The sequence below is a fragment of the Nocardiopsis sp. CC223A genome (assembly GCF_030766825.1).
GTDB lineage: Bacteria > Actinomycetota > Actinomycetes > Streptosporangiales > Streptosporangiaceae > Nocardiopsis.
This window is the reverse complement of record NZ_JASFDV010000027.1, coordinates 1-21,929: the sequence shown is the minus strand read 5'-3', so window position 1 is coordinate 21,929 and position 21,929 is coordinate 1. Positions and strand designations below refer to the sequence as shown.

Genomic DNA, 21,929 nt, shown 5'->3' with positions numbered 1-21,929 from the left:
TGGGCCCCGCACCACGTGGGACGTGTCGGACGACAGGGGGAGTGGCATGGGCGGGCTCAGGGCGCGACGGTCGGTGCTCGCGGTGCCGGGGTCCAACCCCCGGTTCGTGGAGAAAGCGCGCGGCCTGGACGTCGACGCCTTCTTCCTCGACCTGGAGGACGCGGTCGCCCCCGCCGAGAAGGAGACCGCCCGCGCCACCGTGGTCGCCGCCCTGAACGACGGCGGCTGGGGGGAGAAGGTCCGCACCGTCCGGGTCAACGACGCCACCACCGCCTGGGCCTACCGGGACGTCATCGAGGTGGTGGAGGGCGCGGGCGCGAACCTGGACGCCCTGGTGCTGCCCAAGGTCACGGCCGCCCGCGACGTCCAGTGGCTGGACACCCTCCTCACCCAGATCGAGCGCGCCGTCGGCCTGCCGGTGGGCCGGATCGGCATCGAGGCCCAGATCGAGGACGCCGGGGGGCTGACCCGGGTGGAGGAGATCGCCGCCGCCTCCCCGCGCCTGGAGACCCTGGTGTACGGGCCGGCCGACTTCATGGCCTCCCTCAACATGAAGACCCTGGTCGTGGGCGAGCAGCCGCCGGGCTACGACACCGGCGACGCCTACCACTACGTCCTCATGCGCATCCTCACCGCCGCCCGCGCCCACGGGCTCCAGGCCGTCGACGGCCCCTACCTCCAGATCCGCGACGTGGACGCGTTCCGCCGCGCCGCCGGGCGCACCGCGGCCCTGGGCTTCGACGGCAAGTGGGTGCTGCACCCGCTCCAGGTCGAGGCCGCCAACGAGGCCTTCGCACCCTCCCAGGAGGACTACGACCACGCCGAGCTCATCCTGGACGCCTACGCCCACGCCACCGGGGTGGAGCGACGCGGCGCCGTCATGCTCGGCGAGGAGATGCTGGACGAGGCGTCCCGCAAGATGGCCCTGGTCATCGCGGGCAAGGGCCGGGCCGCGGGGCTCACCCGCACCCGTGCCTTCACCCCGCCCGCCTGACCGCCGGCGGACACCGCCGCGGCTCTGACGCGCGCCCGAACCGCCTCTTACCGGCCTCTCACCCGGATACGGCAGCATGAAGCCCATGGACGCCACCACCGCCACCGTGCTGGTCGCCGACGACGACCGCGCCATCAGGGAGTCACTGGAGCGCGCACTCCAGCTGGAGGGCTACACGGTCCGGACCGTCGCCGACGGGGTCCAGGCGCTCGCCGCCGTCCACTCCGACCCCGTCGACCTGCTCATCCTCGACGTGATGATGCCGGGCGTGGACGGGCTGGGCGTGGCCCGGGTGCTGCGGGCCGAGCACGACCGCACCCCGATCCTCATGCTCACCGCCCGCGTGGAGACCCCCGACCGGGTGGCGGGCCTGGACGCGGGCGCCGACGACTACCTCGCCAAGCCCTTCGAGCTGGACGAACTGCTGGCCCGGCTGCGCGCGCTGCTGCGCCGCGCCGCCCCGGTCCCGGGGGACCCGGAGGAGGGGACGCTGCGCGTCGGCGAACTCGGCCTGGACCCGCGCGCCCGCCGGGTGTGGCGGGGCGACCGCGAGATCGAGCTGTCCAAGACCGAGTTCGACCTGCTCGAACTGCTGGTCCGCAACGCGGGCATCGTGCTGGACCACGCCACCATCTACGACCGCATCTGGGGCTACGACTTCGGCCCGGAGTCCAAGAACCTCGCGGTCTACATCAGCTACCTGCGCCGCAAGCTGGAGGACGGCGGGCCGCCGCTCATCCAGACCGTGCGCGGCGTCGGGTACACGCTGCGCCCGCAGGGGTGAGCGCCGTGTCCGAGGGCCGGACCTCCCTCCGCATGCTCCTGTACCCGAGCGGATGGCGCCTGGGCACCCGGTTCGCCGTGATGTTCGCGCTGGTCGTGGCGGTCACCATCGCCCTGGTCGGCACCCTGGCCTACACCACGGCGGCCGCGCTGATCCGCGCCGACGTCCGCGACGAGTTCGACCGGGTCGTCACCGCCCTGTCCGACCAGATCGTCTCCCTGCGGGAGAGCCAGAGCGCCGCGAGCGCCACGGTCCGCAGCCCGATCCTGGCCGGCAAGGACCTCCAGATCCACCTGCTGACCCCGGACGGCCGCCGCCAGGTCGAGGTGGCGGCCGCCTCCGAGGTGGTGCTCTTCGCCCCCGCCGACGAGGACATGGAGATGGTCCTGGCCGACGAGCCCGGTGACGTGGCCGTCCGCGAACAGGCCGTGAACGGCCAGGCCTACCGGGTGGCGACGGTCTCCCTGGGCGAGGGGGCGGGCGCCCTCCAGGTCATCCAGCAGATGTCGCCCACCGAGCGGATGCTCGACCGCCTGGCCACCCAGATCCTGTGGGTGGGCCTGCTCGTCGCCCTGTGCGCGGCCTGCGTGGGCTGGCTGATCGGCCACCGCACCACCGGGCGCCTGGTCCGGCTCACCGACACCGCCGAATACGTCAGCTCCACCGGCCGCCTCGACCCGTTGGCCGGGCGGCGCGACACCCCCGCGGGGGAGGGCGGGCACGACGAGGTGGACCGGCTCGGCGACGCCTTCAACGCGATGCTGGCCCGGCTGGCCCGTTCCCAGGAGGAGCAGCGGCGCCTGGTCCAGGACGCCGCCCACGAACTGCGCACCCCGCTGACCAGCCTCTACACCAACATCCAGGTGCTGGGCAGGGCCGACCGGCTCACACCGGAGGCGCGCTCCAGCCTCATCGACGACCTGCGCGGGGAGACCCGGGAGCTGACGGCCCTGGTCAACGAACTGGTGGGGCTGGCCACCGGCGACCACGAGGACGAGACGCCGAGCGCGGTGCGCCTGGCCGACGTCGCCGGGAAGGTGGCGGACCGCACCCGGCGGCGCACCGGCCGGGAGATCATCGTGGACGCGGACGACAGCACCGTGCACGGGCGCCCCGGCGCGCTGGAACGCGCGATGGCCAACCCGGTGGAGAACTCGGCCAAGTTCGACCCCGACGGCTCCGCGCCCATCGAGATCCGCATCCGCAACGGCACCGTGGAGGTGCTGGACCGGGGGCCGGGCATCGACCCGGCCGAGACGGGACGGATCTTCGAGCGCTTCTACCGCGCCACCTCGGCCCGCGGGCTGCCGGGCTCGGGCCTGGGGCTGTCCATGGTGCGGGAGATCGCCCGCGCCCACGGCGGCGACGTGTTCGCCCGCAACCGGGAGGGCGGCGGGTCCGCCATCGGGTTCACGCTCCCGGTGGTCGATCCGGCCGCACCGCCGCCACCGCCGCCACCGCCGCCCGCCGGGCCGCCGCCTACCGCCTGACGGCGAACCCGCCCACGGGCAGGGACACGCCCTCGGCGGCCGCCTCCCGGTAGATCCGCTCGAACCGGGCCAGGGAGTCCTCCAACCGGTGGGCGGAGGCCATCTCCCTGCTGTGCGCGCCCATGGCCCGCCGCCGGGTCTCGTCGGCGACCACCTCGTCCACCCGGGCGGCCAGCGCCTCCGGCGACCCCGGCGGGTACAGGAACCCGTTGGCGCCCTCCTCCACCAGGTGGGGCAGGGCCATGGCGTCGGCGGCCACCACCGGCAGCCCGGAGGCCATCGCCTCCAGGGTGGCGATGCTCTGGAGTTCGGCGATGCCCGCGATCGCGAACACGTCGGCGGCCCGGTACACGTCCGGCAGGTCCTCGTGGGCGACGAACCCCAGGAACACCACCCGGTCGGCCACCCCCTCGGACCCGGCCAGGTCCTCCAGCCGCCTGCGGTAGGCGCCGTGCCCGGCCAACACCAGCTGGACGTCCGCCGCGGTGCGCGCCACGGCCCGGATCAGCTCGTCCGCCCGCTTCTCCTCGTCCAGCCGGCCCACGAACACCACCGTCGTCCGGTCGGGGATGCCCAGCCGGGCCCGGATGCGTTTCCGCTCCGGCTCCCCGCCCGCCGCGGGCCGGAACCGCGCCAGGTCTATCCCGCAGGAGACGGGCTCCACCGGCCGGGTGAACCCCTGCTCCCACAGCAGCCGGGCGGCCGCGGGGGTCGGCGTGGTCACGTGGTCCACCCGGGACAGCACCGCGCCCAGGTCACGCCAGGCCATCCGGGCGGCGTAGGGGCGCAGCGATCCGGGGACGTGCACGTAGTCGAAGAGGTTCTCCGGCATGAAGTGGTTGGTGGCCACCACCGGAACGCCGTGCGCCCGGGCCGCCGCGGCCAGCATCCGACCGACGAGGAAGTGGTTCTGGATGTGGACGGCGTCGGGGCGCAGCCGTTCCAGCAGCCGGTCCAGGTGGCCGCGCACCCCCAGCGGCAGGGCCAGCCGAACGCTGTCGTGGACCAGGGACGACATCGACCGCAGCCGGTGCTCGACCACCCCGTCGCGTTCGACCACGTGCGGGCGCCCGTCGGGGGAGGCGCACACCACGTGCACGACCACCCCGCGCCGCACCAGGCCCCGGGCCAGCCGGGCGGTGAAGTAGGCGGCGCCGTTCACGTCGGGCGGGTAGGTGTCCGTGCCGATGAGCACGGTCGTGCGGTGCCCCGCGGCGGCCGTCCGGACCTCGGCCGCCGGAGGGGATTCGGGAAGGAACGAGGTGGTCATATCGGGGTGTCTCCTGAGCCGGTGCACGTCGGGTCCGCCGTGTACGCACGAGTGTGGGGCACCCGCGTTGACCATCGCCGACCTCCGGGTGACGGAGTGGCGACCGGCGAGCACACGACGCAGGGAACGATACCCTGAGTGACCATCTGCGCACTCTTCATCACGGCGCCGTTGCCGACCGGTGACTTCACCGGTCACCGGGCCGTCACGACCGCCCGCCCGCCGCGGCCCCGACGGGTACCTTCGGCACGGTACTCCCCGCCCGTCTCCGAGCGCGAGGGGGCGCGCACCACGGTGGCGGTGGCACCGCCCCGACCCCCGCGGTGGTGCCACCCCCACACCGGAGCCCGGACACACGACGGAGGCGGGGCCGTCCGGCCCCGCCTCCGCGGTCCCTCGTGTCCGTGTCCTGCCGGAGGACCCCTACCCCCGGGTCAGTCCTCCTCGGCCTCCTGCTCGACCGAGGCCGAGCTCTGCTCGCCCAGGGTCACGGTGACCTCCTGCGCCTGGCCGGTGCCGCCGGGACGCACGCCCAGCGTGATCTCGTCGCCCGGACGGTGCGAGCGGATCTCCGCGATGAGCTGGTCCGGCGTCGTGATCTGGGTCCCGTCGACGGACACGATCACGTCGTCCGCGCGCAGCCCGGCCTCGTCGGCCGCGCCGCCCTCGGTCACCTCGACGACGGTGGCGCCGCCGTCGGGGCTGTTGGTGATGGTGGCCTCGATCGCCGGGTAGCTCGCGCTGCCCTCGGCGACCAGCTGCTCGGCGATCGGCCTGGCCTGGTTGATCGGGATGGCGAAGCCCAGGCCCACCGAACCGCTCTCCTGGGAGAGGCCGGCGATCGCGGTGTTGATGCCGATGACCTCGCCCGCCATGTTCACCAGCGGCCCGCCCGAGTTGCCGGGGTTGATCGCCGCATCGGTCTGGATCGCGTTGATCACCGTCGAGGTCTGCCCGTTGCCGCTCTCGGTGGCCCCGGTGTTGACCGGCCGGTTCAGCGCGCTGACCACACCCGTGGTCACGGTGCCGGACAGCCCCAGGGGGGAGCCGATCGCGACCACGTCGGCGCCCACCCCGACCTGGTCGGAGTCGCCCAGCACCGCGGGCTGGAGCCCGCTGGTGCCCTGGGCCTGGACGATGGCGATGTCGGACACCGGGTCCGAGCCCAGGATCTCGGCCGGCGCCGAGGTGCCGTCGTTGAACAGCACCTCCAGCGGCCCGCCCTGGGCGGCGTCCACCACGTGCGCGTTGGTGAGGATCTGCCCGTCGGAGGAGATGACCACGCCGCTGCCGCCGCCGTTGGCGGTCTGGATGGACACCACGCTCGGCAGCACCTTCTCGGCGACCTCGCCGACCTCGCCCTCGGTGGCGGTCCCGCCCTGCTCACCGGTGAGGGAGCTGACCGGGCCGTTCAGGCCGTCGGGGAAGAGGGCGGCGGTGCCCAGCGCGGCGGCCGGGCCGACGATGAGGCTGGTGACCAGGGCCGTGACCGCGGCGATGCCGACGACCCGGCCCGAGCCCTTCGTGCGTTCGGGCCGCGGCGCGGCCGGAGCGGTGCCGTACCCGCCGTAGGGCGGCTGCCCGCCCGGGAAGTGCGGGGCACCGAACGGCCCCTGCGGCCCGCCGGGGCCCTGCCCGCCGGGACCCTGGGGCCCCTGTCCGTGCGGGGTCTGTCCGTACGGCGCCTGCGGCGGCGGTCCCTGCGGAGCCTGCCCCTGGGCGGCCTGCGGCCCCTGCCCGCCGGACGCCCCGAATCCCCCCTGGGCGGCGGCGTGCGGCGCCGGGCCCGGCCCCGGGGCTCCCGGGTGCTCTCCTTCCCCGCCCCCGCGTGGGAAGGAGAAAGCGACCCGGTCGGCCTCGTTGGGGCCGGTGGCCCAGCGCGGCGGCCGGTCCTGCGGCACGTCGTGCGGCGCGAACCTGGGGCCGGTGCCCTCCGCGGGTCCGGGGGCCCCCGCTCCCCGGACACCGGAGGGCTCCGGCCCCTGCGGACCGGAGGTCCCGTGCTCGCCCGAGGTGTCCCCCACCGGCCCGGCGGCGCCGGTCCCGGGCAGGTTCTCCGAGGCATCGGGTTCGGTACCTGGTGTGGGTTCGTTGGGGTTCAACTCATCCTCCGGCTGGCGGGACGATGTTCCGATCTGATGTGCTCCATCATGCGGCGCATGGGTTAGAACAGGGTGAGAGCCCGATATACCGGGGTTTCGAGTCCGTTCTCCGCCGGAGAACGACCGAAGAGGACATCCCCTGTCCGAGTTGGCGGCCCCTGCGGCCTATGCGCCAAGATGTCCGGAACACTATCGCGCCGCGACCGAACCGACACATGCCGAAGGGCCGACCTTGATAAAGATCGTGCTGGCCGACGACGAGCACCTGGTCAGGGGGGCGATCGCCGCCCTGCTGAGCCTGGAGGACGACCTGGAGGTCGTCGCCGAGGTCGGGCGCGGAGACCTCGTCGCCGACGCGGTCGGCGCACACGGCGCCGACGTCGCCGTGCTGGACATCGAGATGCCCGGGGCCACCGGGCTGGAGGTCGCCGCCCGGCTCAAGGAGTCCGCCCCCGGCTGCGGCGTCGTCATCCTCACCAGCTTCGGCCGGCCCGGCTACCTGCGCCGCGCCCTGTCCGCGGGCGCCCGCGGGTTCCTCGCCAAGGACGCGCCCGTCGACCAGCTCGCCGGGGCGATCCGCCGCGTCCACGAGGGCGGCCGCTACATCGACACCGACCTGGCCGCCGCCGCCATGGTCGGCGGTGAGAGCCCCCTCACCGAACGCGAGTCCGAGGTGCTGCGCGCCGCCGCCGACGGCGCCACCGTCGCCCGCATCGCGGCCACCCTCCACCTCAGCGAGGGCACCGTCCGCAACTACCTCTCCAACGCCATCGGCAAGGTCGGCGCCGACAACCGCATGTCCGCCATCCGCACCGCCCAGGACATGGGCTGGCTGTGATTTTTTGAACCTCCGCCGCGTTCCGGCCCCCTCGTCGGCCGTCGCCGCTCTCGGCGGGTACGGGCGGCCCGGTGGCCGTGGTCTTGTGACCTGGTTCGGTGTCCTTCGGGGGCGGGGGCTTCGGTGTTACGCGGGCGTCCTCGCCCACCCATCGCCCGCCGCCGCTCTCGACGGGTACGGGCGGCCCGGCGGCCGCGGGCCTTTCCGCGAAGACGTCCACCGCGGGCTCCCGGAACCCCGCCGGTGTCTCGCGGGCCCCGGGGTCACAGGAAGCGCAGGACCAGCATGGCGGTGTCGTCGGTGTGGCCGCCGGGGGCGTACTCCTCCAGCTCCCGGTCGATGCGGCTGATGACCGCCTGGGCCGACAGGCCCGAGCAGCCGGCGAAGATCCGCTCCAGGCCGGTGTCGCCGAGCATGTCGGAGTTGCTGCGGCGCTCGGTCACCCCGTCGGTGACCGCCAGCACCACCTCGCCCGGGCGGATGTCCACGTTCTCGGTGGTGAACCCGACGTCCTCGAACGCCCCCAGCAGCGGTTGCGAGGTGCCGAACGGCTCCACTTCACCCTTGGGGTTGAGCCGCAGCGGCAGCGGGTGCCCGGCGCACACCATGCGCACCCGCATCCCGCCCCCGCCGTCGGTGGCCGGGGTCATCTCCCCGTACAGCATCGTCAGGAACCGGGTCGAGGTGTTCTCGTCCAGGATCGCCATGTTCAGCCGCTGCATGATGTGCGAGGGGGTGAACCCCTCCTTGGCCAGTGCGCGCAGCGTGTGCCGGGCCAGGCCGGTCACCGCCGCCGCCTCCGGGCCGGTCCCGCACACGTCGCCGATGGCGAAGCACCACCGGCCGCTGGCCGCGAACACGTCGTAGAAGTCGCCGCCGACCACGTTCTTCTCGTCCGCCGGACGGTAGAACACCGCGTGGTCCACGTGCGGGATCGTCGGCTCCTTCTCCTTGGCGGGCAGCAGGCTGCGCTGTAGCGCCACGCTCATGGAGGCCTGCCGCTCGTGCAGGCGGGCGTTCTCCATCGCGGAGGCCACCCGGCGGCTCAGGTCGTCGGAGACGTCCACCTCCTCGCGGGTGAAGTCGTCCGACTCGTTCTTGCCGATGGTCATCCGGCCCAGCTCGCGCCCGTGCGCCACCAGCGGGATGCTGATCGCCGGACCGCGCACCAGTTCGCGCACCAGCCCGTCGTCGATCTCCTCGCCGTCCGCGTCGGTGAAGTCGGCCGGGCCCCACAGCGGATGCGGGTCGCGCTGCTCGCGCGGCGGCTCCCCGGCCAGCAGCTCGCGCAGGACGTCGTTGTAGTTCTCGTTGCCGTGCATGACGTGCGTCAGCCGCGGCACACCCAGCTCGTTGATGGTGTGGATGGCGCACCAGCGGCCCAGCCGGGACGTGATCAGCTGCGCGGCCAGCGCACCCGTCATCCGTTCGTCCAGGGTGCCCGCCAGCAGGTCGCTGGCCTCGGCCAGGAAGCTGAGCGAGGCCCGCCGGTTGAGCTCCACCTCGGCCAGCCGGGCGCGCTCCACCGGCAGCGCGATCAGGTCGGCGCCCTCCTGGAGCCGCTTGGCGGCGGCCGCGGCGAAGTGCCGGGCCCGCCGCGAGGCCACCCCGAGCAGGCCGGTGACCCGGCCGTCCACGATGAGCGGGGCGGTCACCAGCGACCGCATCCCGGCCCGTGACAGCCGCCCCCGGTGGGCGCGCGCGATCATCAGGTCGTCGTTGATCACCGGGCCGGGTTCGGGCGCCGCCGACGGGAACGCCTCCTCGGTACGGATGCGCAGCGGCCGCCACGGCGCGCCGCCGGAGGTGAGCCCCACCGCGGAGCGCACCTCCCACATGGTCTCGTCGGAGGTGGCCAGCGCGATGTAGGCGGCGTCACCGCCCAGCGCCGTCGTGGCGTACTCGACCGTCCGCTCCAGCAGCTGGGGCAGGGTCAGCCGGGAGCTCAGCGCGGCGTCCAGCGCCGACCACGGCGCGGGGCGGGCGGGCCGGCCCGGGGTGCGCCGTATCGCCGCCGGGGCCTCCAGGGACGACACCCCGTCGCCCGCGTCGTCGATGCGGAACCACACCGCCTTGTCGGCGCGCCCGTAGCTCACACCCCAGCTGGACGCGATCGCCGAGGCCAGGGCCAGCCCCAGCCCGCCGCTGCGCTCCTCGCCGCGGGAGGGGGAGGCGTCCACGGAGAGGGGGCCTGCCTGGGGCACCGCGCGCTCGGGCGCGGAGTCGGTCACCATCACCTCGACGGCGCCCTCCATGCGGCGCACCGCCACCTCCAGGGGCGAGCGGGCATGGATGACCGCGTTGGTCACCAGTTCGCTGACCAACAGGATCACGTCGTCGAACGGGTCGGGCACCCCCCAGGACAGCAGGGTGTCGTGGACGAACTCGCGGGCCGCCGCCGCGGTCTCGGGCGCGGGCGGGAACTCTCGTCGAGCGACCTTCAAGGTGTCATGTGCCGGCAAACCGTCGGGTCCTTCATCGCTGGATTCGTCGCTGGATACGGACTCGGGAGAGGTGTGGACACTGACACGATACGCGGACCCGGCCACCCGGGCCGGTCCGTACGGCCCGGTACCCCGTACCCGGGCGTCCCGTGAAGGGATCGACATCGTGAACCCTCCTGTGCGGGTCGGCGCGGGCGGTTAGTGTAAGTCGATACGTCCGCTCACAGTCCGATGGTGGCCGAATCCAGGGTCACGGAGGAGGGGTTCGATGCCCGAGGCGGTCGGTGCGGTGGCCGACGACCAGCTGGATGAGATCCTGCGCGCGCTCTACCGGATGCGCGACGGGGACTTCAGTGTGCGCCTGCGCAAACGCGGCAGCGGGACGATCAGGGAGATCGCCTCGGTGTTCAACGAGGTCGTCGACCACAGCGAACAGCTCAGCAGCGAGCTCAAGCGGGTCGGCGGGGTCGTCCGCAACGAGGGCAGGCTCAACGAACGCATCAACGTCAACCCCTCCCGGGGCGCGTGGGCGGAGAGCGCCACCGCCCTCAACACCCTCCTGGACGAGGTGGCCGAACCGGTCACCGACGTCGCCGGGGTCCTGGACGCGGTCGCCGCGGGCCAGCTGACCCTGCGCGCCTCCACCCAGGGCAGGCGGGGCGAGCTCAAGGGCGACCTGCTGCGCCTGGCCACCACGGTCAACCGGATGGCCGACCAGATGAGCGGCTTCACCCAGGAGGTCACCCGGGTGGCCCGCGAGGTGGGCACCGAGGGCAAGCTGGGCGGCAGCGCCCGCGTCGAGGGCGTCTCCGGCGCCTGGCGCGAGGTCACCGAGGCGGTCAACCAGATGGCCTCCCGCCTCACCGTGCAGGTGCGCGACATCTCCGAGGTCACCACCGCGGTCGCCCGCGGCGACCTCAGCAAGAAGATCACCATCGACGTCCAGGGCGAGATGCTGGAGCTCAAGGACACCGTCAACACGATGGTGGACCAGCTCTCCACGTTCGGTGACGAGGTGACCCGGGTGGCCCGCGAGGTGGGCACCGAGGGCAAGCTGGGCGGCCGCGCCAACGTGCGCGGCGTCCAGGGCATCTGGAAGGACCTGACCGACAACGTCAACTCCATGGCGGACAACCTCACCAACCAGGTGCGGGACATCTCCCAGGTGACGACGTCGGTGGCCCGCGGCGACCTCACCCAGAAGGTCCAGGTCGACGTGCAGGGCGAGATGCTCGCCCTCAAGAACACCGTGAACACCATGGTCGACCAGCTCGACTCCTTCGCCGACGAGGTGACCCGGGTGGCCCGTGAGGTGGGCACCGAGGGCAAGCTCGGCGGCCGTGCCAACGTCAAGGGCGTCTCGGGCATCTGGAAGGACCTGACCGACAACGTCAACTCCATGGCCAACAGCCTCACCTACCAGGTGCGCAACATCTCGCAGGTGACGACGGCGGTGGCCGCCGGCGACCTCACCAAGAAGATCACCGTGGACGCCCAGGGCGAGATGATGGAGCTGAAGGACACCATCAACAAGATGGTGGACCAGCTGTCCGCGTTCGCCGACGAGGTGACCCGGGTGGCCCGCGAGGTCGGCACCGAGGGCAAGCTGGCCGGCCAGGCGCACGTGCGCGACGTGTCCGGGGTCTGGAAGGACCTGACCGACAACGTCAACTCCATGGCCAACAACCTCACCTACCAGGTGCGGCAGATCTCCATGGTCACCCGCGCCGTCGCGGCCGGCGACCTCACCAAGAAGGTCACGGTCAACGCCAAGGGCGAGATCCTGGAGCTCAAGGAGACCATCAACGTGATGGTCGACCAGCTGTCGGCGTTCGCCGACGAGGTGACCCGGGTGGCCCGTGAGGTGGGCACCGAGGGCAAGCTGGGCGGCCGCGCCGACGTCAAGGGCGTCTCGGGCATGTGGAAGGACCTCACCGAGAACGTCAACTCGATGTCGCACAACCTCACCACCCAGGTGCGCAACATCTCCGAGGTCACCACCGCGGTCGCGGCGGGCGACCTCACGAAGAAGATCGACGTCAACGCCCAGGGCGAGATCCTGGAGGTCAAGACGACGGTCAACACGATGGTGGACCAGCTGTCGGCGTTCGCCATCGAGGTCACCCGCGTGGCCCACGAGGTGGGCAGCCAGGGCCAGCTGGGCGGCCAGGCCAAGGTCGAGGGCGTCTCGGGCACCTGGATGCACCTCACCGACAGCGTCAACGGCCTGGCCGGGAACCTCACCACCCAGGTGCGCGCCATCGCCGAGGTCGCCAACGCCGTCGCCCAGGGCGACCTGACCCGCAACATCCAGGTCGACGCCCGCGGCGAGATGGAACAGCTCAAGGACAACATCAACCTGATGGTGTCCAACCTGCGCGAGACCACCGCCACCCAGCGCGACGCCGACTGGCTCAAGTCCAACCTCGCCCGCATCTCCGGCCACATCCAGGGGCACCGCGACCTGCACGAGCTGGCCCGCCTCATCATGACCGAGGTGACGCCGCTGATGAACGCCCAGCACGCCGCCTGCTACCTGCCCGAGGACATGGACGACCAGGAGGCGTTCCTGTTCTACGCCGGGTTCGGGTTCGAGCCCTCCGAGGAGCGCCGCCGCATCCGCAAGGGCGTCGGCCTGGCCGGGGAGGCCCTGGACCAGCAGATCGAGATGGAGGTCGGCAACCTCCCCGACGGGTACGTCACCATCGACTCCGGCCTGGGCGGCGCCAAGCCCCGCCACCTGTACATCCTGCCGATCGTGTCGGAGGAGCGGGCGCTGGGCGTCCTGGAGTTCGCCTCCTACGACGAGTTCCGCGAGATCCACAAGAACTTCCTGCGCCAGCTGGTCGCCCTGCTGGGCACCACGATCAACACGATCCTGGCCAACAAGCGCACCGAGGACCTGCTGGAGCAGTCCCAGCAGCTCACCAACCAGCTCCGCGAACGCTCCAACGAGCTCCAGCGCCAGCAGGAGGAGCTGCGCAACAAGAACGCCGAGCTGCGCCAGAAGGCCACCCAGCTGGCCAACCAGAACCGGGCCATCGAGCTCCAGAACCAGCAGATCCAGCGCTCCCGCAACGCCCTGGAGGAGCGCGCACACCAGCTCCAGGTCTCCTCCAAGTACAAGTCGGAGTTCCTGGCGAACATGTCGCACGAGCTGCGCACGCCGCTCAACAGCCTGCTGATCCTGGCCCGGCTGCTGGCCGACAACGCCGAGCAGAACCTCACCCCCAAGCAGGTGGAGTTCGCCCAGACCATCCACAAGGCGGGCAGCGACCTGCTGCTGCTCATCGACGAGATCCTCGACCTGTCCAAGGTCGAGGCGGGCCGGGCCGAGGTCTCGCCCAGCGAGGTCTCCATCGACCAGCTCGTCGACTACGTGGAGGCGACGTTCCGGCCGGTCACCAGCGACCAGGGGCTGGCGTTCGCGGTGGACGTCTCCCCGGACATCCCCGACACCCTGTGGACCGACGAGCAGCGGCTCCAGCAGATCCTGCGCAACCTGCTGTCGAACGCGGTCAAGTTCACCCCGCAGGGCGAGGTGCGGCTGCTCATCGAGCCCGCGTGGGCGCTGGACGACGCCGACCTGGAGATGTTCGTCGAGAACGAGGAGATCATCGCGTTCACCGTCGCCGACACCGGCATCGGGATCGCGGAGGACAAGCTCCAGGTGATCTTCGAGGCGTTCCACCAGGGCGACGGCGGCACCTCCCGCCGGTTCGGCGGCACCGGGCTGGGGCTGTCCATCAGCCGCAACTTCGCCCGCCTGCTCGGCGGCGAGATCCGGGTGCAGAGCGTCCCCAACCAGGGGTCGACCTTCACCCTGCTGCTGCCGGTGCGGCTGCCCGAGGACGCCGCCGAACGCGCCGGGGAGGACACCGGCCTGGACACGGTGCCCGCGCTGGAGTCCGGCCGCGACGAGGACTTCGGGATGCCCCCGGAGGAGTTCGACGCCGCGGTGGCGGCGCTGACCGACCCGGGCACCGAGGAGCTGCCCTCCGTCCCCGTGCTCAAGGCGCCCGAACCCGCCGCGGAGTCGCCGGCGGCCTCCGGCGAACCCGAGTCGGAACGGCAGGGCGAGCCCCGCACCGACCCCGAGCGCCGCGCGGTGCTGGCCGGGCGCCGTGTCCTCATCGTCGACGACGACGTGCGCAACGTGTTCGCGCTGACCAGCGCGCTGGAGGCCCAGGGCCTGGAGGTCCTGTACGCCGACAACGGCCACGAGGGCATCGCCAAACTGGAGGCCAACGAGGACATCTCCCTCGTCCTCATGGACGTGATGATGCCCGACCTGGACGGCAACCAGACCACCGAGCGCATCCGGCAGATGCCCCAGTTCGCGGACCTGCCGATCATCTCGCTGACGGCCAAGGCCATGCAGGGCGACCGCGAGCGCAGCCTGGAGGCGGGCGCCACCGACTACGTCACCAAACCGGTGGACCTGGACCACCTGCTGGACGTCATGCGGCACTGGCTGACCGTCGACCCGGCCGACAGCGCACCCGGGTCCGCCACCGATCCGGGGGCCGCGGCGGCCGTGGGCGCCGGAACCCGGCACAATGGCGCGGAAGGAGACAGCACCCGCAGCAGTCTCGGGGATGACACCGGCCCCAAGGGGAACACCGGCAACGATGACCCGACCGAAGACCTGGAGTGACCGCCGTGACCCAGAAGGCCAACATCCTCCTCGTGGACGACCGCGACGAGAACCTCATCGCGCTGGAGGCGGCCCTCACGTCCCTGGACCAGAACCTGATCCGCGCCGGCTCCGGCGAGGAGGCGCTCAAGCACCTGCTGGGCACGGATTTCGCGGTCATCCTGCTGGACGTGGTCATGCCGGGGATGGACGGTTTCGAGACGGCCGCGCACATCAAGCAGCGCGAGAAGACCAAGGACGTGCCGATCATCTTCCTGACCGCCCAGGAGATCGACCGGCACCAGGTCTTCCGCGGTTACGCCTCGCGCGCGGTGGACTTCCTGCTCAAGCCGTTCGACCCGTGGGTGCTGCGCTCCAAGGTGGAGGTGTTCGTCGAGCTGCACCAGCTCAAGGCACAGATGCGCGAGCAGGCCCGCGCCCTCCAGCGCGACCTGGGCCAGGAGACCGGCGAGCCCGGCAAGGTCCTGGCCGAGCAGCTCGCCCAGCACTCCGGGCAGGTGCAGGCGGAACTGGCCGAGCTGCGCCGCCGCATCGTCGACGACTACCAGGACGCCGACCAGCCGCTGGTGGACGGGGTGCGCCGGGTGGACCGCGCGTTCTCCCGCCTGTCCACCCTCATCGACACCCTCCACGGCCCCGAGGAGTGATCCTGCGGGGGCGCCTGTGGGGTTCTGGAGGGCCGGAGTGATGGCCTCCGGGGAGAGGCCCGTACCCGTAGGCCGTCCGTGAGCGGGGAGGTCCGGGGCCGTAGGCCGTTCGTGGTCCCGAGGAGTGATCCTGCGGGGGCGCCGGCGGGGTTCTGGAGGGCCGGGGTGATGGCCTCCGAGGAGAGGCCTGTACCGGTAGGTCGTCCGTGAGCGGGGAGACCCCGGGCCGTAGGCCGTCCGTTGAGGGTGGTGGTGGGTGACGGGCGGGCGGTGGCGGGCGAAGCGGCGGGCCCGAGCGGGCACGGCTACTCCGGGCGGGGCGGGAGGGCCAGGCCGATGTGCTCGCCGATCTCCTCGATGAGGCCCAGGTCGGCCAGACGGAAGCTGCCCCGGTTGCTGCGCCGGATCAGGGTGAGCGCCCCGCGCACGCCCCGGCTGCCGCGCAGCGGCACCGACAGCAGCGAACCGGCGCCGAGCACCGACAGCAGCGGCGCCCCGGAGGAGGCGCGGCCCAGCACGCCCTCCTCCTCGATCAGCGGGAACAGCAGCGACTGGCCCCGGCCCAGCACCTCGCCGGGGATGTCGGCGTCCTCGGGCGCCGCCCCGGACACCTCCTCGCGCTGTTCGCCGGTCGCGTCGGGCGGACCGGCCACCACGGCGCGGCGCGCCGCCCGCGGATCCGGCAGATCGCACACGTCCACGATCACCCAGTCGGCGTAGGAGTCGGCGAGCAGCCCGGCGGCGTCGGTCAGCGCCAACGGCTTCCCGGCCCCGCCCGGACCGGCCGAGCGCAGCAGCAGCCGGGTCATCCGGGTGAGCACGTCCAGCCGGCGGGCGGCCAGCACCACCACCTGGTCCTCCACCTCCGTCTCCAGCGGAGCGGGGCCCTCCTCCTCGCCGCCGTTCATCGGCGGCGACATCGCCACCAGCACCAGCGGGTTCGGCTCGGTGGGCAGCTCCACCCGGGTCAGGGTCAGGTGCACGTCCTCGGCCCAGCCGCGCTGGGCCAGCCGGGACTCCAGGTCGGCGTCGCCGTCCCCGCGCACCACCGCCGCCAGCCACGACCGCATCGCCGCCCGCCGCCGCAGGTCCACGAAGTGCACGAACGGCTTGCCGGTCAGGTAGCCGGGACCGCTGCCCAGCCGGGCCGCGCCGACGTTGTTGATCCGCCGGATGTACCCCTCGTGGTCGAGCAGCACCACCGGCACGCTCAACTCGGTGAACATGGCCCGTAGCAGCGCCCGGTCGCCGTCGTCGCCCTGGCGGCGCTGCTCGGGCGGGTCGGCGTGCGCCTGTGCCAGCTGCGAACCGGCCTCGCCGAGCAGGCGTTCGGCGTACTCCAGCTCGGCGAGCGCGGCCTCGGCCGTGCTCTGCCCGTCGTCCGGGTACATGGTGTGCGTATCGCGCAGGGCCGCGATGCGCTCGCCCAGAGCGGTGATCTCTCGTTGCAGCTCCGCCAGGTGCACGCGGGCACTCCCCGTCGTCGCGGTCGGCCATGACCATCACGACGCTAACGGATGTGCCCCCCTGCGGCGGCACGGGGCTAACGTGGTCCTGGAAGAGGCAAGGAGGCCGGATCGTGTGGATCGAGCGCCTGGCCCGCGACATCGGCGCGCTGGGGCACAGCGAGGGCACCACCCTCGAACGCGCCCTGGACCAGATGGGCCGGGCCGCCGCGCTCGGCGTGCCGGGGTGCTCGGCCGCGCTCGTGGTGGTCTGGCGGGAGGTGGTGGGCCCCGACGGCTCGGTGCGCCACGTCGTGGCCGACTACGGCGCCTCCCACGCCGACCTGGCCGCCGCCTTCGAGCACCAGTACACCACCGACCAGGGCCCGGCCGTGGAGGCGGTGCGCGAGATGCGCCAGGTCCGGGTGGGCGACGTGCTGCGCGAGTCCCACCGCTGGCCGCGCTACACCAGCATGGCCGTGCAGTGCGGGGACCGCTCCTCCCTCACCCTGCCCAGCCCGCTGCCCGGTGACGGCGCCGACGCGGACCGGGTGGTCACGTTCGGGGTGCATTCCGTGCGCCCGGACGCCTTCGACGAGGGCGTGGTCGCCCCGCTGACCGCGCTGCTCGCCGAACACGCCGCGGCGTCGCTGGTCAACGTGGGGCGGCGCACCGACGAGGCCCGCCAGAGCGCGCACATGCGCCGCGCCATGTCCGCGCGCACCGTCATCGACCAGGCCAAGGGCATCATCATGCACGCCCGGGGCTGTGACGCCGACACCGCCTTCGCGGCGCTGCGCGAGGTCGCCCAGCGCAACCGCAAACGGGTCGTGGACGTCGCCCGCGACCTCGTCGCCGAGAACGCGGGACCCAAGCCCTCCGAGGGCGGGGGCTGACGGGGTGGAGGCCGGCGGGCGAGTCCCGAGCGTGATCGAAAGACGCCATGATGGGCAGGGGCCGGATGCCGTGACCGGCCGATCCGACGGCGGCAAGGAGTGGCGAGCGTGACGTCATCAGACATCTCGATCCGTCGCGAGGGCGGGATCGTCGTCGTGACCCCCGTGGGGGAGATGGACGCGGTGACCTCGCCCGCACTCGCCGAGGCACTGGACGGGATCCTGTCGCCGGAGCCGCCGCACGGCGTGGTCGTCGACCTCACCAAGGTCGGGTTCTGCGACTCCCGGTGCATCGGCGTCCTGGTCGCCGCCTACCGGCACGCCCGCGACCTGGGCGTGGGCCTGGTGGTCGCCGAGCCGCAGCGCCAGGTGATGCGGCTGTTCATGATCGCCGGGATCGACCAGGTCATCCCGATCATCGAGACCGTGGACGGGGCCGTCGAGGGTCTCGGGGACTGAGGGCTACCAGGGGCTCAGGTGCCGGCCCTCGTCGAGCGCGGCGTCCTCCGCGCGGCGGTCCAGGAAGTGCAGGCGCACCGACGACCCCTCGCCGCCGCCGGTGATCTCCAGGAAGTCGCAGATCTGCCGGGTGATCCACAGCCCGTACCCCCGGGGCCGCAGCCCGTCGGAGGGCCGGTACCCGGTCAGCGGGTCGATCGGCCCGCCGCGCTCGTCGGACACGTCGCACACCCAGCGGTCGCCGGTGCGCCACACCCGCACGCCGCCCTTGCCCGCCCCGTGCTCCAGCACGTTCGCGGCCAGTTCGTTGACCGCCGTCACCAGGCGCTCCACCTGGTCGGCGTCCATACCCTCGGCCTCGCCCAGCGCGGCCAGCTCCCGGCGCAGCCGCGGCAGCGACGGGCCGATGTCCAACCGGTGGACGGCCCCGTGGACCGGGAGCGGCTCGGGGGCGCGCGTCCGTGCGCCGAACGCGGCGGTCCCCTGGTAGGACGGGTTCGGGTACGGCCCGTCGGCGCCGATGAGCACCGGGTGGGTCGCGAGCGCCGCGGCCCGGTCCCGGGGCGACAGCGAGCGCTCGTCGTGCGCGCACACCAGGCGCATCCGTGCGGGGGCCAGGGCCGTGCACAGCACCGACTCCCAGCGCCGCCACTCGCGGGTCTCCAGGGTCCCGTGGACGGCCGGGGGCTCGGTGATGACGAGGACGCCGTCCGGGTGCGCCGACGCCAGCCGGTGCAGCGCCGCCAGGGCGAGCCCGGGGGAGGCGTACAAACGGGTGCGGTCCACGGTGCGCACGCGGGCGCGGGCGTCCTCCGGCAGCGCGGACAGCAGCCCGGCGACGCGCACACCGGAGACGGCGAGGACGGTGCGGGCGTCCCCGGCGGAGCGGAGCAGGCCGGCCACCGTCTCGCGGAACCACCGGTCGCGGCGGAAGAGGAGGCCCTGGTGTTCGAAGGTCATGGATCCGTGGTCGGCGGGTCGGGGGTCACGGTGCCCGGGCGCGGGAACCGCCGTCCGAGATGTACCCGCTGCGGCCCCCCGGCGAGGACACCGGGGGGCCGGTAACGCGGACGCGGAGCGAGGCGGGCCACGAGGGTCAGTGCGCGGCTGCGGACAGCACCAGGCCGTCCGCTTCCTCGTCGAGTTCGTCGCGCTCGGCGGGGCGGGGCCGGGCGCGGTCGTAGGCGATCTCGGTCTCGATCGCGATCCGTTGCCAGGTGAACCGGGAACGGGCTCGGTCCACCGCGGCGATGCCGTACGCGGTGCTCATGGTGGGAGTGCCGAGCACCGAGCGCACGGACCGGGCGACCTCGTCGGGGTGGCCGAACCGCATCAGCACGCCGCTGGTGCGGTGCAGGACCGCCCCGGGGACGGCGCCGGTCGCGGTGGCCACCACGGGCAGGCCGCACGCCATGGCCTCCAGCACGGCCCCTCCGTAGGGGTCGTAGGAGGAGGCGGACACGTACACGTCCGCCGAACGCAGCAGTCGGGGGAGTTCCTTGCGTTCCACCGGGCCGACCAGGTGCAGGCGGTCGTCGACGCCCGCCTCCTTGGCCCGGATCTCCAGCCGGCGGGCGTTCTCGTCGAGGGAGACGTTGCTGTGGGAGGCGGCGGAGATCAGCAGCAGCTCGGCCTCGGGGAGCCGCAGCAGGGACTCCACGAGGCGCTCGGCGCCGCCGACGCGGTCCGGGGAGGTGACCGCGACCAGGCGGGGGCGCTCGCCCCGGGAGGACCGCCAGTGCTCGGAGGAGGTGCCGCCCTCCACGGTGAAGTGGTCGGTGTCCACGCCGAACGGCACGACGCTCACGTGGTGCCGGGGCACGCCCAGGCGCGCCAGCTCGTTCTGCTGGTCGGTGGAGCCGACCAGGACCCGGTCGGCGCGGGACGCCAGGATGGACTCCATGCGGGCGCGCTGGGGGTCGCTGTCCAGCCCGGAGCGCTGCTCGCCGGCGTTGAGGGAGTGGAAGGTCTGCACCAGGGGGATCGAGCTCTGGTCGCGCTCGCTGTGCGCCTGGGCGTGCAGGGCGGCCAGACCGCTGGTCCAGCCGATGGCGTGCAGGACGTCGGGGCGGTCCTCGTCGAGGACGGCGGCGAGGGCGGTTCCGAACGCGCCGGTGTGCTCGGCGTGCTCCTGCCCGTCCAGCGGCCTGGCCGGGCCCGCGTCGAGGTGGGTCACGGAGACGCCGCGCGCCATCCGGGTGCGCCCCTCGGGCTGCTCCGGGTCGCTGCGGCGGACGTAGACGGTGACCTTGTGGCCGCGTTTGGCCAGTTGGCGGGAGAGGGCGCACAGGTGCAGGCTCGCGGGGCAGGCCGGTTCGCCCCGGTGGGCGGGCAGGGGGTTGGCGTGTTCGGCGATCATCGCGATCTTCACGAGGCTGAGCTCCTAGGGCACGAGCGGGTGCCCGTTGGGGTGCCCGAGGGACTCCGGAACGGGGTCGGAGTCCTCCGGGCGGACGGATGGTTTCGAGAGGGCGGTCGGCTCACCGTCGGCGGACGCGCCGAAGGAGGGCGTCCGGCGGTGGATGCGCGACGGCCCGGGGAACGGGTGCACGACACCCGTTGCAGGGAAGGAGGAGAAGAGGGGGGAAGGAGAAGGGCAGACGCACGGGAACCACACCAGACGACCTGTTCGAAGAGATACCGTTCGCCACCGTGCGTGACCGCTTGTGGATGCACAGTGGTGGTCGTGTGTGTCTGCGTCTTAGACACCCAACGCGGTCATTGTGCCAGACCCCGCCGCACCGGACAACCGGACGAGGGTTTTCGACCGCTGCCGGGCATCGGGAACCGGCCGATCGGGACCGCCCGTAAAGCAGGGTGCGGGGGACCCTGCCGGACACCCGTCGCGGCCGCTACTGTCAATGCGGAGCAACACGTACTCCGGGCAGCACTTTCGGCACTCGAATCCCGTGCGGGAACTGCATATCCGGGTGTTTTCCGTCATGATGTACCCGGATTTTGACCTACCCCGGCAGTGGCTCGGTACGGTTGCAGAATCCAGACGTTGAACGGGATTCGACCAAGGGTCCGGCGCACGTGTCGGGCAGCGGCCACGGCCGACGAAACGGGAGGAAGGGCGTATGGGTGTCGCTGGTGGGGAAGTCATCGTCACGGCCCTCACGCACCGGGGCGCTATCCGTCCCGCCAACGAGGACGCCATCGTCATGGGGGCCCTGACCGTCGCCAGTGCGAACATGACCTCGCCGGTCCGCTGCGTACTGCCGGTGAGCGAACCCGTCATCCTGGCGGTCGCCGACGGCATCGGCGGTCAGGCGGCCGGTGAGATCGCCTCCGAGCACGCCGTGCACCGCATGGCGGAGATGGGGCCGCGGCTCGGCGGGCCGGACGAGATCGCCCAGCTGCTGAGCAACATCGACGAGGAGATCAAGGACCACGCGCTCCAGCACACGGAGTTCGCCGGGATGGGGACCACCGTCGCGGGCGTGCTGCTCAACAGCGACGGCAACTTCTGGTTCAACGTCGGCGACTCCCGCACCTACCGTCTGGACGGGCGCCGCCTGTTGCAGCTCTCCGAGGACGACTCCCCGGCGCTGCCCCCCTCCGAGGACGGCCGCCCCGTCACCACCAACTTCATCACCCAGTCCCTGGGCGGCAGCTCGGGCGGCAGCATGGTCCCGCACGTGGGCCGCGACGACGCCGCCGACCCCAGCGCCTGGCTGATGTGCAGCGACGGGCTCTCCGACCTGGTGCTCCCGGAGGAGATGGAGCGGATGATCGCCGAGGCCGGCAGCGACGAGGCCGCCGTCCACGCCCTGTGGCAGGCCGCCATGGAGGCGGGCGGCAAGGACAACATCAGCATCCTCCTCGCCCGCCGCGTCTGACGGCGGCGCCTTCCCCTTCCGTATCCCGCAACGTCCGAAGGGCCCGCGCACCGATCCGGTG

Annotated in this window: 15 protein-coding genes; 9 read left to right on the top strand and 6 right to left on the bottom strand. The window is 72.8% G+C overall.

The genetic code is table 11. The annotated features are described in order from the left end of the window. Positions 1–46 precede the first annotated feature (46 nt). From QJS33_RS13315 to QJS33_RS13305, 3 genes are all read left to right on the top strand, one after another. A complete protein-coding gene (locus QJS33_RS13315; RefSeq protein WP_306368261.1) occupies positions 47–994 on the top strand; it encodes a CoA ester lyase in 948 nt (315 codons plus the stop codon). Between the two features lie 85 nt (positions 995–1,079). Further along, positions 1,080–1,778, top strand: a complete 699-nt coding sequence (locus tag QJS33_RS13310; RefSeq protein ID WP_306368260.1) for a response regulator transcription factor — start codon at positions 1,080–1,082, stop codon at positions 1,776–1,778. Between the two features lie 32 nt (positions 1,779–1,810). Next, positions 1,811–3,268, top strand: coding sequence for an ATP-binding protein (locus QJS33_RS13305; protein ID WP_306368259.1), 1,458 nt, complete (start codon positions 1,811–1,813; stop codon positions 3,266–3,268). Here the strand turns inward: QJS33_RS13305 and QJS33_RS13300 are convergent. After that, on the bottom strand, positions 3,258–4,538 hold the full coding sequence (locus QJS33_RS13300) for a glycosyltransferase (RefSeq protein ID WP_306368258.1): 1,281 nt from the start codon (positions 4,536–4,538) through the stop codon (positions 3,258–3,260). The two genes, QJS33_RS13305 and QJS33_RS13300, sit on opposite strands and share 11 nt — an antisense overlap. 434 nt (positions 4,539–4,972) lie before the next feature. Continuing rightward, on the bottom strand, positions 4,973–6,640 hold the full coding sequence (locus QJS33_RS13295) for a S1C family serine protease (RefSeq protein WP_306368257.1): 1,668 nt from the start codon (positions 6,638–6,640) through the stop codon (positions 4,973–4,975). Positions 6,641–6,872: 232 nt separating this feature from the next. Here QJS33_RS13295 and QJS33_RS13290 point away from each other — a divergent pair, with 232 nt between their 5' ends. After that, the gene (locus QJS33_RS13290) at positions 6,873–7,478 is read left to right on the top strand and encodes a response regulator transcription factor (RefSeq protein WP_306368256.1); all 606 of its coding nucleotides are present in this window, start codon (positions 6,873–6,875) and stop codon (positions 7,476–7,478) included. A 263-nt stretch (positions 7,479–7,741) separates the two neighbouring features. On the opposite strand, the gene QJS33_RS13285 is transcribed toward QJS33_RS13290, so the two are convergent. Next, the gene (locus tag QJS33_RS13285; RefSeq protein ID WP_306368314.1) at positions 7,742–9,922 is read right to left on the bottom strand and encodes a SpoIIE family protein phosphatase; all 2,181 of its coding nucleotides are present in this window, start codon (positions 9,920–9,922) and stop codon (positions 7,742–7,744) included. Positions 9,923–10,190: 268 nt separating this feature from the next. On the opposite strand from QJS33_RS13285, the gene QJS33_RS13280 reads away from it, so the two are divergent. Further along, a complete protein-coding gene (locus tag QJS33_RS13280) occupies positions 10,191–14,579 on the top strand; it encodes a HAMP domain-containing protein (protein ID WP_306368255.1) in 4,389 nt (1,462 codons plus the stop codon). Positions 14,580–14,584: 5 nt separating this feature from the next. Beyond that, a complete protein-coding gene (locus QJS33_RS13275; RefSeq protein ID WP_306368313.1) occupies positions 14,585–15,226 on the top strand; it encodes a two-component system response regulator in 642 nt (213 codons plus the stop codon). A 305-nt stretch (positions 15,227–15,531) separates the two neighbouring features. Here QJS33_RS13275 and QJS33_RS13270 read toward each other — a convergent pair whose 3' ends face one another. Further along, positions 15,532–16,617, bottom strand: coding sequence for a GAF domain-containing protein (locus tag QJS33_RS13270; RefSeq protein ID WP_306368312.1), 1,086 nt, complete (start codon positions 16,615–16,617; stop codon positions 15,532–15,534). Between the two features lie 188 nt (positions 16,618–16,805). On the opposite strand from QJS33_RS13270, the gene QJS33_RS13265 reads away from it, so the two are divergent. Continuing rightward, positions 16,806–17,567 (top strand): ANTAR domain-containing response regulator, encoded by a 762-nt coding sequence (locus tag QJS33_RS13265; protein ID WP_306368254.1) that lies wholly within the window; start codon positions 16,806–16,808, stop codon positions 17,565–17,567. Between the two features lie 108 nt (positions 17,568–17,675). Next, a complete protein-coding gene (locus tag QJS33_RS13260) occupies positions 17,676–18,026 on the top strand; it encodes an STAS domain-containing protein (RefSeq protein ID WP_306368253.1) in 351 nt (116 codons plus the stop codon). A gap of 3 nt (positions 18,027–18,029) precedes the next feature. Here the strand turns inward: QJS33_RS13260 and QJS33_RS13255 are convergent, their stop codons facing one another. After that, complete coding sequence (locus QJS33_RS13255; protein ID WP_306368252.1) at positions 18,030–18,986, bottom strand: anti-sigma factor RsbA family regulatory protein; 957 nt, start codon at positions 18,984–18,986, stop codon at positions 18,030–18,032. Positions 18,987–19,122: 136 nt separating this feature from the next. After that, a complete protein-coding gene (locus QJS33_RS13250; protein ID WP_306368251.1) occupies positions 19,123–20,397 on the bottom strand; it encodes a glycosyltransferase in 1,275 nt (424 codons plus the stop codon). A 709-nt stretch (positions 20,398–21,106) separates the two neighbouring features. Between QJS33_RS13250 and QJS33_RS13245 the strand changes: the two genes are divergently transcribed. After that, positions 21,107–21,868 carry a PP2C family serine/threonine-protein phosphatase gene (locus tag QJS33_RS13245; protein WP_306368250.1) on the top strand — a complete coding sequence of 254 codons (762 nt, stop codon included), beginning with the start codon at positions 21,107–21,109 and terminating at the stop codon, positions 21,866–21,868. Positions 21,869–21,929 lie beyond the last annotated feature (61 nt).